The sequence below is a fragment of the Nocardioides pantholopis genome (genome assembly GCF_003710085.1).
Classification (GTDB): Bacteria; Actinomycetota; Actinomycetes; order Propionibacteriales; family Nocardioidaceae; genus Nocardioides; species Nocardioides pantholopis.
Map to the genome: position 1 here is coordinate 2,003,373 of NZ_CP033324.1, position 11,547 is coordinate 2,014,919.

16 protein-coding genes are annotated in these 11,547 nt (G+C 73.7%); 8 read left to right on the forward strand and 8 right to left on the reverse strand.

Features of this window, described 5'->3' with window-relative positions; translation table 11 throughout:
* Positions 1-17 precede the first annotated feature (17 nt).
* On the reverse strand, positions 18-1,016 hold the full coding sequence (locus EBO35_RS09560; protein ID WP_122817507.1) for an NADP-dependent oxidoreductase: 999 nt from the start codon (positions 1,014-1,016) through the stop codon (positions 18-20).
* Between the two features lie 101 nt (positions 1,017-1,117).
* The gene (locus EBO35_RS09565) at positions 1,118-1,402 is read right to left on the reverse strand and encodes a Fe-S cluster assembly protein HesB (RefSeq protein ID WP_122817508.1); all 285 of its coding nucleotides are present in this window, start codon (positions 1,400-1,402) and stop codon (positions 1,118-1,120) included.
* Positions 1,403-1,521: 119 nt separating this feature from the next.
* Between EBO35_RS09565 and EBO35_RS09570 the strand changes: the two genes are divergently transcribed.
* Both EBO35_RS09570 and EBO35_RS20295 read left to right on the forward strand, forming a co-directional pair.
* Positions 1,522-2,013 carry an OsmC family protein gene (locus EBO35_RS09570; RefSeq protein ID WP_122817509.1) on the forward strand — a complete coding sequence of 164 codons (492 nt, stop codon included), beginning with the start codon at positions 1,522-1,524 and terminating at the stop codon, positions 2,011-2,013.
* Entirely contained in the window at positions 2,010-2,834 is an 825-nt protein-coding gene (locus EBO35_RS20295; protein WP_122817510.1) for a CatB-related O-acetyltransferase, read from the forward strand. Before EBO35_RS09570 ends, EBO35_RS20295 begins: the two co-directional genes overlap by 4 nt.
* Here EBO35_RS20295 and EBO35_RS09580 read toward each other — a convergent pair.
* Genes EBO35_RS09580 through EBO35_RS09590 form a run of 3 tightly spaced genes read right to left on the reverse strand, consistent with a single transcriptional unit; the run spans position 2,821 to position 5,535 of the window.
* Complete coding sequence (locus EBO35_RS09580; RefSeq protein ID WP_122817511.1) at positions 2,821-3,549, reverse strand: peptidylprolyl isomerase; 729 nt, start codon at positions 3,547-3,549, stop codon at positions 2,821-2,823. The two genes, EBO35_RS20295 and EBO35_RS09580, sit on opposite strands and share 14 nt — an antisense overlap.
* A gap of 50 nt (positions 3,550-3,599) precedes the next feature.
* Positions 3,600-4,676, reverse strand: coding sequence for an alanine racemase (locus EBO35_RS09585; protein ID WP_122817512.1), 1,077 nt, complete (start codon positions 4,674-4,676; stop codon positions 3,600-3,602).
* Between the two features lie 4 nt (positions 4,677-4,680).
* Complete coding sequence (locus EBO35_RS09590) at positions 4,681-5,535, reverse strand: aldo/keto reductase (RefSeq protein ID WP_122817513.1); 855 nt, start codon at positions 5,533-5,535, stop codon at positions 4,681-4,683.
* A gap of 41 nt (positions 5,536-5,576) precedes the next feature.
* Between EBO35_RS09590 and EBO35_RS09595 the strand changes: the two genes are divergently transcribed.
* Both EBO35_RS09595 and EBO35_RS09600 read left to right on the forward strand, forming a co-directional pair.
* Positions 5,577-6,389 carry a pentapeptide repeat-containing protein gene (locus tag EBO35_RS09595; protein WP_206422732.1) on the forward strand — a complete coding sequence of 271 codons (813 nt, stop codon included), beginning with the start codon at positions 5,577-5,579 and terminating at the stop codon, positions 6,387-6,389.
* Positions 6,390-6,493: 104 nt separating this feature from the next.
* Positions 6,494-7,231: a DUF72 domain-containing protein gene (locus EBO35_RS09600; RefSeq protein WP_164477895.1), complete on the forward strand. Its 738-nt coding sequence runs from the start codon at positions 6,494-6,496 to the stop codon at positions 7,229-7,231.
* 48 nt (positions 7,232-7,279) lie between these two features.
* Here EBO35_RS09600 and EBO35_RS09605 read toward each other — a convergent pair whose 3' ends face one another.
* Together EBO35_RS09605 and EBO35_RS09610 are read right to left on the reverse strand one after the other, a co-directional pair.
* A complete protein-coding gene (locus EBO35_RS09605) occupies positions 7,280-7,717 on the reverse strand; it encodes a hypothetical protein (protein WP_122817514.1) in 438 nt (145 codons plus the stop codon).
* 1 nt (position 7,718) lies between these two features.
* On the reverse strand, positions 7,719-7,928 hold the full coding sequence (locus EBO35_RS09610) for a hypothetical protein (protein ID WP_122817515.1): 210 nt from the start codon (positions 7,926-7,928) through the stop codon (positions 7,719-7,721).
* Positions 7,929-7,972: 44 nt separating this feature from the next.
* On the opposite strand from EBO35_RS09610, the gene EBO35_RS09615 reads away from it, so the two are divergent.
* The 4 genes from EBO35_RS09615 (at position 7,973) to EBO35_RS09630 (ending at position 10,895) form a co-directional block, all read left to right on the forward strand.
* Positions 7,973-8,839: an LLM class F420-dependent oxidoreductase gene (locus tag EBO35_RS09615; protein WP_122817516.1), complete on the forward strand. Its 867-nt coding sequence runs from the start codon at positions 7,973-7,975 to the stop codon at positions 8,837-8,839.
* 235 nt (positions 8,840-9,074) lie between these two features.
* On the forward strand, positions 9,075-9,575 hold the full coding sequence (locus tag EBO35_RS09620) for a sortase domain-containing protein (RefSeq protein ID WP_241153948.1): 501 nt from the start codon (positions 9,075-9,077) through the stop codon (positions 9,573-9,575).
* A 65-nt stretch (positions 9,576-9,640) separates the two neighbouring features.
* Complete coding sequence (locus EBO35_RS09625; protein WP_122817518.1) at positions 9,641-10,651, forward strand: SPFH domain-containing protein; 1,011 nt, start codon at positions 9,641-9,643, stop codon at positions 10,649-10,651.
* 22 nt (positions 10,652-10,673) lie between these two features.
* Complete coding sequence (locus EBO35_RS09630) at positions 10,674-10,895, forward strand: Arc family DNA-binding protein (protein WP_241153949.1); 222 nt, start codon at positions 10,674-10,676, stop codon at positions 10,893-10,895.
* A 153-nt stretch (positions 10,896-11,048) separates the two neighbouring features.
* Here the strand turns inward: EBO35_RS09630 and EBO35_RS09635 are convergent, their stop codons facing one another.
* Positions 11,049-11,483 carry a protein-tyrosine phosphatase family protein gene (locus EBO35_RS09635; RefSeq protein ID WP_122817519.1) on the reverse strand — a complete coding sequence of 145 codons (435 nt, stop codon included), beginning with the start codon at positions 11,481-11,483 and terminating at the stop codon, positions 11,049-11,051.
* Positions 11,484-11,547 lie beyond the last annotated feature (64 nt).

Below are 11,547 nucleotides of genomic sequence, written 5' to 3' on the forward strand. Positions count from 1 at the left end.
GGCGCCGGTGGGCGCGGTCAGAGCCGGACGAGCATCTTGCCGATGTTCTCGCCCCGGTGCAGGCCGAGGAACGCGTCGACTGCATGGTCGAGGCCGTCGACGACCGTCTCGCGGTGCTTCAGGTCGCCGGAGGCCACCCAGGCGCCCGCGCGGCGGTAGAACTCGCCGGCCAGGTCCTGGTGGTCGGTGACGATGAAGCCCTGGATCCGCAGCCGCTTGCTGACGACCTGGAACATGTTGCGCGGCCCGGGCGTCGGGGCCTCGTCGTTGTAGGAGGCGATCGAGCCGCAGGCGGCGACCCGGCCGTGGTCGGCGAGGTGCTCGATCGCGGCCTCGAGGTGGTCGCCGCCGACGTTGTCGAAGTACACGTCGAAGGGGCCGTAGGGCGCGAGCTGCTTGCGCACCGGCCCGTCGTGGTAGTCCACGGCCGCGTCGAAGCCCAGGTCGTCGGTGAGCCAGGCCAGCTTCTCCTTCGAGCCGGCTGACCCCACCACCTTGCCGGCGCCGAGCAGCCGGGCGAGCTGGCCGGCCACCGAGCCCACCGCGCCGGCGGCTCCCGAGATCAGGACCGCGTCGCCCTCCTGCAGGCCCGCGACGTGCACGAGCCCGACGTACGCCGTGAGGCCGGTCATCCCGAGGACGCCGAGGTAGGCGGAGGCCGGCACCTGGGAGACGTCGACCTTGCGGAACGCGGCGGCGGGGGCGAGCGCGTGCTCGCGCCAGCCGAGCTGGTGCAGGACCGTGTCGCCCGGCTGGAGCGACTCGTCACCGGAGGCGACGACCTCGCCGACGGCGCCGCCGTCGAGCGGGGCGTCGAGCCGGTACGGCGGCACGTAGGACTTCACGTCGTTCATCCGGCCGCGCATGTACGGGTCGACCGACATCACCGCGTTGCGGACCAGGACCTCGCCGGGCCCGGGGTCGGGCAGCTCGGTGGTGACCGTGCGGAAGTTCTCGGGCACCGGCCAGCCCTGCGGGCGGGAGGCCAGGTGGATCTCTCGGGTCGTGGTCGGCATGGGGCCGAGTCTGGCAGGGCGCTGGTCAGGCGGTCCGGACGCACCGCGGGCCCGGACCGAGACGGTCCGGGCCCGCGGTGTTCCCGTGGTGGGGAGTGCCCCTAGGGCTGGTTGCCGAGCGCGAACTCGACCTTGCCCGAGGGGTCGACGGCCGCGTCGAGGACCTTGTCGTCGAGCATCATCGCGGCGGTCTCGTCGAGGTAGACGGTGGCGCCGGACTGCTCCACGACCTGGTCGCCGGGCGCGGGGGCCTCGGCGGCGCTGACGGCGAACGAGGGCTCGGTCTGGCTCTCGGAGCTGATCCGCAGCCCGGCGGTCTCGGGGAGACCCGGCTGGGTGGAGATGTCGCGGACGATCGTGCTGGCGTTCTCGGTGAGGGTGAGCATGACTCGCCTTCCGATGGTGCGTGCAGGACCCGCCCCACGGTTGCCGACCCAGAGGCCGCATTCAAGTCGAGGTGGGACGCGGCGTGTCGATGCCCCGTCCGCCCGGCACAATCTCGGACATGACCGACTCCTCCCGGACCCCTGCCGACGCGACCTACCGCAGCGTCGAGCTCGCTGCCGACGCCCCGTTCCACTACCGGGCGACCAACGCCCGCGGCGGGGAGCTCGCCGTGGGCTCCGGCGACGACGCCGACTTCACGCCGGTCGAGCTGCTCCTGGTGGCCCTGGCGGCCTGCGGGGCCGTGGACCTGGAGCACGTCACCGGCAAGCGCGCGCCGCTGGTTTCGCTGCGGGCCCGCACCGAGGGCCACAAGGTCCGCGACGACCTCGGCAACCACCTGGTCGACCTGCAGGTCACCCTGGACGCCCGGTTCCCCGACGGCGAGGAGGGCGACCGGGCCCGCGAGGTCGTCCCGCGCACCGTGCAGCAGATCCAGGACCGGCTCTGCACCGTCGGCCGGACCGTGCAGCTCGGCGAGCCGGTGCGCTACACCGCCGGCGCTGTCGACGATTCTGGCGATGACGCTGGCGACGACGCGGTGCAGGGGTGAGCCCAGAGCCGGACAGCCCAGAGCCGGTCGCAGGGCGGTCCAACCTCAAGCACATCCGGTTCTCCCGGGTGGAGGTCGAGCCGCCGGTGCGGGTCATGGGCCGCACCGTCTCGGCCACCCACACCCGGATCGGGGCGTTCACCTATCTGGTCGGCGGCATGATCGACACCTGCGAGGAGATCGGCCGCTACTGCTCGATCGCCCGCGAGGTCCGGATCGGGGAGCCCGACCATCCCGTGGACTGGCTGAGCACCTCGCCGTTCCAGTACGACGGGTCGCGGTTCGGCTGGCACCCGGACGCGGCGCAGGCGTCGGCGATGCCCGAGGCGATCGACTTCGTGAAGCCGGGCGTCGTCATCGGCAACGACGTGTGGGTCGGCGCCGGTGCGATCGTGCTGCGCGGGGTCCGGATCGGCGACGGTGCGGTGGTGGCGGCGGGCGCGGTCGTCACCCGCGACGTCGCGCCGTACACGATCGTGGGCGGGGTGCCGGCCCGGGTGCTGCGCCAGCGCTTCGACGACGACCTGGTGGCCGAGCTCCTGGACCTGCGGTGGTGGCGGTTCTCGCCGAACCAGCTGGCGGGGCTGGACTTCGCCGACCCGCGCGCGGCGTGCGAGGCGCTGCGGGCCCGGATCGCCGACGGCCTCGAGCCCTACACCGCCGAGCCGGTGGTCCTGGAGGCGGAGCAGTCTGCGGGGCGGCCTGCCGCGCGGACGGAGGTGCGGACGGAGGTGCAGACAGAGGCACGGACGGAGACGGCCCCGGTCCCGCTGCGGGGACCGGAGCCGTCGCGGCGCTGGGGCCGGCTCAGCCGACGGTGACCTTGGTGATGTCGACCGGGGTGTTCGGCGTGCCGCCACCGGCGGGGTGGGAGTTGTCGTGGCCGTCGGCCGCGACCTTCTCGATCAGCTTCAGCCCGGCCGGGTCGACCTGGCCGAAGAGTGTGTAGTTCGGGGCGAGATCGCTCTCGCCGTAGACGACGAAGAACTGGGAGCCGTTGGTGTCCGGGCCCGCGTTGGCCATCGCCAGCGAGCCGGCCGCGTAGGTCTCGCTGCCGGTGAGCTCGTCGGCGAAGCGGTAGCCCGGGCCGCCGCTGCCGGTGCCGGTCGGGTCGCCGCACTGGAGGACCTTGATGCCCTCGGTGACGATCCGCGGGCACGGCGTCTCGTCGTAGAAGCCCTGCTCGGCGAGGGACACAAACGAGTTGACGGTGCACGGCGTGGCGGCTGCGTCGAGGGTGGCGCCGATGGTGCCGGCGGTGGTCTCGATCGTGACCGGGACCTTCCCGGAGACGGTGGGCACGCTCGGCGGCAGGTCGACCTCCTTGGCGGCGCCACCCTCCTCGACGTACTCGCAGGAGCCGGCGGCCTCCGAGGAGGCGGTCGCGCTGGCGCTGGTGGACTCCGAGGCGCTGGGCGAGCTCGAGGCGTCGGAGCCGGACGAGTCACCGTCGTCGTCGCCGCAGGCGGCCAGGGTGGAGACCGCGGCCAGGGCGGCCAGGGCGGCGAGGGTGCGCTTGGTCTTGGGTGCAGGCATGCGCCGCATGCTAGGTCAGCGACCTGGGAGGGCGCTGAGCGAGCCCGGGCTCAGGAGTTCCGCCCGCGCGCCGTCACCGGCCAGGCGCTGCGGCCGCTGCGGGGACTGTCCACCCAGAGCTCGTCGTGGAGGTTGATCGCGGCGCAGACGTGGTTGGGAGCCACCGCGAGGGTGCTGCCGAGCGGTGGCAGCGGCGCCCCGGCGAGGTCGACCACCGCGTGGTGCTCGGAGAGCTGGACCACCCGCGCGTCGGGGTGGTCGGGCAGCCGGCCGAAGCCGGTGGCGTACGCCGCCCGGTCGGCTCCGAGCGCCTTGCTCCCCGCGTCCAGGACCACGCGCCCGCCGGCGTGGCTGATCACGGTCGACACGCACACCAGCGCCAGGTCCTCCGGGCCGACGACCCCCAGCTCCCACTGCTGGGCGTCGTGGAAGGCGTAGACGCCCGGCCGGGCCTCGGTCAGCACGTCGAGGTCGGCGTCGGCGAGGGTCGGGGTCGAGCCGCCGCTGAGCACCCGGGGCTCGACGCCCGCTGCCGCCATCGCCTCACCGGCGGTCCACAGCGCGGCTGCCTCGTCGCGGGCGGCGGTGGAGCGCTCGGCGCCGTACCCGTGGCCGGGGAACGTGAAGACCCCGCGCACCTCCAGACCCGCGCGCCGGGCCGCCACGGCGACGGCGCCCGCGTCGGCCGGTGCCGCCCCGCTGCGGTGCTGCCCGCTGTCGACCTCGACCAGCACCTCGACCGGGCTGCCGTCGAGCAGCCGCCCGGCGTTGGCGGCGCCCTCCGCGGAGTCCACGCCGATCGCGACGGTGACCTGGGTGGCCAGGTCGGCCAGCCGGCGCGAGCCGCGCTCGTCGAGCCACAGCGGATAGGCCACGAACACGTCGTTGCAGCCGGCCGCCACCATCGCTTCGGCCTCGCCGATCGTCGCGACCGTGAGCCCCACCGCCCCGGCGGCGAGCTGCCGGCGGGCCACCTCGGGGCACTTGTGGGTCTTCGCGTGCGGGCGCAGCGCCACGCCGGCCTCCGCGAACCGGGCCGCCGTCCGGTCCAGGTTGCGCTGGAGGCGGTCCACGTCGACCTGCAGGTACGGCGTGACCGGGTCGGCGCCGAGGGGCCCGAGGGGCATGGCCTCAGGCCTCCTCGTGGACGTCCGGATCGCCGCCGAAGAGCCGTCCGTCGGGGCGGCCGAGCGCGGTGATCGCCGCCATCTCGGCGTCGGTCAGCTCGAAGCCGAAGACGTCGAGGTTCTCGCGCTGGCGCGCGGGGGTGGCGGACTTCGGGATCGGCAGCGTGCCCAGCTGGAGCTGCCAGCGCAGGATCACCTGACCGGGGCTGACCCCGTGCGCGGCCGCGGCGTCGGCGACGGGCGGCTCGGTGAACGGAGCCTGGCGCTTGCCGAGCGGGCTCCAGGCCTCGGTGAGGATCCCGAGGCGGGCGTTGACCGCCCGCATCTGCTCCTGGGGGAAGTACGGGTGCAGCTCGATCTGGTTGACAGCCGGCGTCACCCCGGACTCCTCGATGATCCGGGTCAGGTGCGCCTCGGTGAAGTTCGAGACGCCGACCGAGCGGACCAGCCCCTGCTTCTGCAGGTCGACCAGGGCGCGCCACGCCTCGGCGTACCGGTCCTTGCTGGGGTTGGGCCAGTGGATCAGGTGCAGGTCGAGGTACTCCAGGCCGAGACGCTCCAGGGACCCGTGGACGCTGGCGACGGCGTCGTCGTACGCGTGGTCGCGCCCGGGCAGCTTGCTGGTCACCTGCACCTGCTCGCGCGGCAGCCCGGATCGGCGGATCGCCTCGCCGACCTCGGACTCGTTCTCGTAGTTGACAGCCGTGTCGAGCAGCCGGTAGCCGGCCTCGAGCGCGCTGGTGATCGCGGCGACGCCCTCCTCGCCGGTGAGGCCGTAGGTGCCGAGACCCACTGCGGGCAGCGTCGAGCCGTCGTTGAGGGTGCGAGTGGGAGTGGGGCCGGGAGTCGGGGAAGCCATGCGCCGACGCTAGCGCTGCCCGCCCCAGGGATGATGGTGATGTGCCCGATCGTGCCGTCCCGTCCCGCCGCGAGCTGCCGCAGCTGAGCGCGGACTGCGCCCGGTGCTTCGGACTGTGCTGCGTCGCGCTGCCGTTCGGCCGCTCGGCGGCGTTCGCCTTCGACAAGGCCGCGGGGGAGGAGTGCCGGCACCTGACCGTGGCCGACACCTGCGGCATCCACGCCTCGCTGCGGGCCGACGGGATGGCGGGATGCACTGTCTTCGACTGCCTCGGCGCGGGCCAGCAGGTCGCCCAGGTCACCTACCGCGGGGTGTCCTGGCGCGACGCACCGGGCACGGCGACCCAGATGTACGCCGTGCTCGACGTGATGCGCCAGCTCCACGAGATGCTCGCCCTGCTCACCCAGGCGGCGGTGGTGGGCGCGGGGGCTGCGCCCGACGGCGTCCGGGAGCGGCTGCTGGACCTGGTCGCGGGCTCGCCGGAGGAGGTGCTGGCTGCGGACGTCGGGTCGCTGCGCGGTGAGGTCGGTGACGTGCTCCGCGGGGCGTCGGCACGGCACCGGGCCGGGCGGGACGGGGCGGCGCTCGCGGGCGCGGACCTGGTCGGCGCGGACCTGCGCGGACGCGACCTGCGGTACGCCGACCTGCGCGGCGCCCTGGCGCTGGCGGCTCGCCTGGACGGCTGTGACCTCACCGGCGCCGACCTGCTCGGGGCCGACCTGCGCGACGCACGGCTCGACGGCGCCGATCTCTCCGGCGCGCTCTTCCTGCTGGCGCCGCAGGTCGCCGCAGCCCGGGGGAGCGCCACCACCAGGCTGCCGGTGGGAATGGTCCCGCCCGCGCACTGGCGCTGAGTCACCGCCGCCGAGCGAATCGGATATCGCCGTTCGGCATCCGCCTTCCTCAGCAGCGGCGGGCAGGCGGACACGCGCTCCGCCGCACCTGGGACGATGAGCACGTGGACGTTCGCGTGGGGCTGTGTGGGTGGACGGTCTCGCAGTCGTCGTACGTGCGGCGGTTCCCGGTCCTCGAGGTGCAGCACACGTTCTACGAGCCGCCCTCCGACGTACTGCTGGCGCGCTGGCGGGCGCAGGTGCCGCCCGGCTTCGAGTTCACGATCAAGGCCTGGCAGGTCGTGACCCACGAGTCCAACAGCCCCACCTACCGCCGCATGAAGCAACCGCTCCCGGACAGTGCCCGGGGACAGGTCGGGGCGTTCCGTACGACGCCGCCGGTCCTGGCTGCCTGGCGCCGGACCCTGGAGTGCGCCCGGGTCCTGCAGGCCACCGCCGTGCTGCTGCAGTGCCCGCGGAGCTTCCGCCCGACAGTCGACAACGTCGCACGCCTGCGCAGCTTCATCTCCCAGGTGGAGCGGCCGGCCGGGCGACTGCTGTGGGAGCCCCGTGGTGAGTGGCCCGCGCAGCTGCTCGCCGAGCTCTGCGCCGAGCTGGACCTCGTGCACGTGGTCGACCCGATGCAGACCGAGACGGTGACGCCGGAGCAGACCTACTACCGGCTGCACGGCACGACGGGCTCGCGGCACGTCCACACCGACGAAGAGCTGCGCCGGCTGCGGGACCTGGTCGACGGGCGGCCGCGTCCGTACGTCATGTTCAACAACCTGCCGCGCACCGGCGACGCGGAACGGTTCCTCGCCCTGCTCCCACGCGCGGACCTGGGCGAGCCGCTGACCTAGGGATGCACGGTCTGCAGGTCACCCTCGACTTCGAGGACTCAGGTCGAGTCAGGAGCCCTCGTCGGGCGTGGCTGCGTGGTGGGGCTGCCCCGGCGTACGCCGCGCCTCCTTCATCTCCGCCTCGTGGAGGTGTCGCCTGCCCTCGACCAGCTGGTCCCGGGCGGCCTGCTCGACCTCGCGGACGGCGGCGTAGTAGGTGTCGTCGTAGTCCTCGACGAGCTGGAAGGTCCAGCGGCCCTCGATCACGTTGCGGCCGACCAGCTCGGTCTCGACCCGGTCGGCGAGGTCGTGGTGGCCGGCCTCGCGCAGCAGCTCGACGGACTCCCCGAGGGTCAGGTCGGCGGTGCCGCTGAGCCGGTGGAAGCCGTAGAGGTGGCCGCGGGCGTACTCGACGCACTCCAGGCCCTCGGACAGCTTGCCGAGGGCCCGGATCGTCGCGTCGTCGACCCCGGCCGGGCGCTGGTGGCGCGGGTCGGGGCCGCTCACCTCAGCCCAGGACTTCCGAGGCGGAGACCTCGCCGTGCGCGTCCTGGATGGCGTCGGCCAGCTTGTTGACCTCGTCGTCGGTCACGTCGATCCCCACCTCGACGAAGCCCTTGCGCAGCTCGGTGGCGACAGTGCTCTCGGGGGCCCCGTCCTGCCAGGAGCTGACCCGGTCGACGACGGCCTGGATGGCTTCCAACTTCTCTTCGCTCATGCGGCCCGGAGTACCCACCTGGCCGCGCGGCTACGCTCGGCGACATGGAGATCGGCATCCACTACGCCAACTTCACCCACCCCGACTGGCAGGCTCGGCTCGTCGAGCGGCTCGCCGAGACGGCGCGGGTGGCCGACCAGGGCGGGGCGTCCCTGTTCACGGTGATGGACCACTGGTTCCAGATGGAGAACCTCGGCGGTCCGGCGGAGCCGATGCTGGAGGGGTACACCACGCTCGGCTACCTCGCCGCGGTCACCGAGCGGGTCCGGCTCAGCCTGCTGGTCACCGGCGCGACGTACCGCCGGCCGGGGCTGCTGGCGAAGACCGTGACCACGATGGACGTGCTCAGCGGCGGCCGTGGGCTGCTCGGCATCGGGGCGGCCTGGTACGAGCGCGAGCATCTCGGGCTGGGGGTGCCGTTCCCGTCGATGTCCGAGCGGTTCGAGCGGCTCGAGGAGACCCTGCTGATCTGTCGGCAGATGTGGAGTGCGGACGACGGCCCGTTCGCGGGCAAGCACTTCCAGCTGGCCGAGACCGTCTGCGTGCCGGCGCCCCCGCGCGGGCGGGTCCCGGTGCTGATCGGCGGCAGCGGGGAGCGCAAGACCCTGCGGCTGGTCGCCGAGCACGCCGACGCCTGCAACCTCTTCGGCGAGAGCCCCGAGCTGGTCGCGCACAAGCTCGACGTGCTGCGCCGGCACTGCGACGACGTGGGCCGCGACTACGACGAGATCGAGAAGACCGTGATCGCGACGCTCGACCCGCTCACCCAGCGCGAGGAGTTCCTGCGCGACATGGCGGCGTACGCCGGACTCGGCATCTCCCTGGTCACCGCCTCCCCGGAGGGCGACGACCCGGTCGCCTGGACCACGACCGTGTGCACCGATGTGCTGCCCCGGCTCCAGGCGCTCTAGCCACGCCGCAACGCTGCTCGTCGCCGGCCTGCTGGTGGCGCTGACCGCCTGCTCCGAGGCCGATCCGTCCCGGTCCACCCGGGCACCGTCCGAGCCCGCTTCCGCCCCACCCCCCACCGCCGCCGGGGCCCCGACCGCCGGCGCCCCGACCACCGGCGCCCCGACCGCTGCACCATCCAGCGCGCCGCCCCCAGGGCCGGCGCCCAGCGACGGGCGTCCGGCCCCGGCCCGGCTCGTGGTCCCGCGGCTGGGCATCAGCGGGCTGGTGGTCGTCCCGTACCGCGGGATGACCGACGACGCCGTCGGGACGCGCCTGCAGAACGCGGGACAGGCGGCCAGCCCGCACGGGCCGCGCGGCGGCACCGGGCCCGGGGGAGTGGGGAACTACCAGGTCACCGCGCACCGGCTCTCCTCCACCCGGGCCTTCGAGTTCCTGCCCCGGCTGCGGCGCGGCGACCGGGTGCACGTCCTCTCCGCCGGGGCCCGCTACACCTACGAGGTCCGCACCACCCGGCGTACGTCGTTCCGCTCGGCCCGGTCGCTGCGCGAGCAGCGCGCCGCCGTCCCGGGGCGACCCGGCGCCGTCCCGACGCGAGCGATGATCACGCTGTCGACCTGCGCCACCCCGGAGGACCACGCGGTCGGCAACTACTGGAGCGACGAGTTCGACAACCCCGAGCACCGCATCGACAAGATCGGCGTGCTGGTCGCGGTCCGATCCGCACCCCGGGGATGAGATCCCCGTGATATGTTCGTGATATCAGTTTGCGGCCGTCCGGCCTGTTCCGAAGGAGTTCCGCCATGACGAGTACGACGCCCCTCGCCCCGCCGACCCCGTCAAGCCAGTTGGCCCAGGCGGCGCCGTCGGTCCGCGTGGAGATCGACGAGAAGCGCGGCTTCGCCGTCGGCGGCTGGCCGATCCTGGCCCTCATCCTGCTCGGGTTCCTGGTGGCCGGTTTCCTGCTGCTGCTGGGGATCGGCGCGGGGGATTCCGGCGACACGGGGGCCGCGGTGCTGCTCGTCGGGCTGGGCAGCCTGCTCGGCCTGGGCTGCCTCGTGGCGCTGACCGGGTTCAGCGTGATCCAGCCCGGCGAGACCCGGGTGGTGACGTTCTTCGGTGCCTACATCGGCACCGTCCGGCGGACCGGCCTGTCCTGGACCGTCCCGCTGACTGGCCGCCGGCAGGTCCCGGTCCGGGTGCAGAACTTCGAGACCCACACCCTCAAGGTGAACGAGAAGACCGGCTCGCCGGTCGAGGTCTCCGCGATCGTCGTGTGGCAGGTCGCGGACACGGCGAAGGCGGCCTTCGCCGTGGACCACTACAACGCCTTCATCACCACCCAGGCCGAGGCCGCCCTGCGCCACGTGGTCGCGACGCACCCCTACGACGCCCAGGCGCAGGCGGCCGCGACCGACCAGACCGAGGAGGAGGTCGAGCGCTCGCCGCAGGTCATCACGCTGCGCGAGAACGGCGCCGAGGTCGCCGACGAGCTCGTCGTGGAGCTCAACGAGCGCATCCACATCGCGGGTCTCGAGGTGCTCGAGGTGCGGCTGTCGAACCTGTCGTACGCCGCGGAGATCGCCGGCGCGATGCTCCAGCGCCAGCAGGCGCAGGCGGTCCTCGACGCCCGGCAGGTGATGGTGACCGGAGCGGTCGGCCTGGTGACCGAGGCGCTCGCGGCACTGGAGCAGAGCTCCAACATCGAGCTGGACCCCGAGCGCCGCGCCGCGATGACCTCCAACCTGATGACCGTGCTGGTCGGCGGTGGGTCGGCGACGCCGGTCCTCAACGTCGGCTCGCTGTACTCCTGATCGCGTCGGTCGAGGACTCGACGTGGCCCGCGGAGTGCCCGGACCGGAGCGGAAGCAGATCCCGCTCCGGCTGAGCCGACCCGTCGCGGACGCCGTGCGCCGGTGGGCCGACGACGAGCTGCGCTCGGTCAACGCCCAGATCGAGAAGGTCCTGCACGACGCGCTGGTGCGCGCCGGGCGGTTGCGCGAGGACTCGGAGCCGCCCGGCTCCGAGTCGGGGCCCGAGGACCGGCACGCACAGTGACGATGCCGGCGACATCGTGCCTTCGGGCTTCTCAGGCGCAGAGATAACAGACGCATCCGAGACCTTCCCGCCGACGCACCGACCCCAAACCCCTGACCGCCACATGCCCGCAACAAGACGGACCGGGGCCGGGCGGGTCGGGTCGGGTCGAGGTCAGCGGGGGAGTGCGGCCGCGACGTCCTCGACCCACCGTCGTTGGCGGCGCGTCTCGATGGCCCTGGGGGAGTAGGTCGCCCGCACCCAGGCGACCGCGCCCGACGGGTCGACGCCGCTCAGAACGGCCAGCAGCGCGAGTGCGGTCCCGGTGCGCCCGACGCCGCTGCCGCAGGCGATCTCGACCCGCTCGGTCGCGGCCCGCGTGTGGGCGGCCCGCAGCGCGGCCACCGCGTCCTCGGTCGACGTGGGGAGCCGGAAGTCGGGCCAGCGCACCCACAGGTTGGGCCAGTCGGCGATCCGCGGGTCCCGCCCGAGCAGGTAGACGGCGAACTCGGGTGCGTCGCCGCCGCGCGGACGTCGTACGCCGGCGCCGCGCACGCGGCGGCCGTCGGGGAGCTCGACCACCCCGGCGCCGTCGCTCCAGGTGCCCATCGCTACGCGGCCGGCTCGGGGGACCAGCTGCCCCAGGTAGCCCGGTCGAAGCGCGACATGTGCC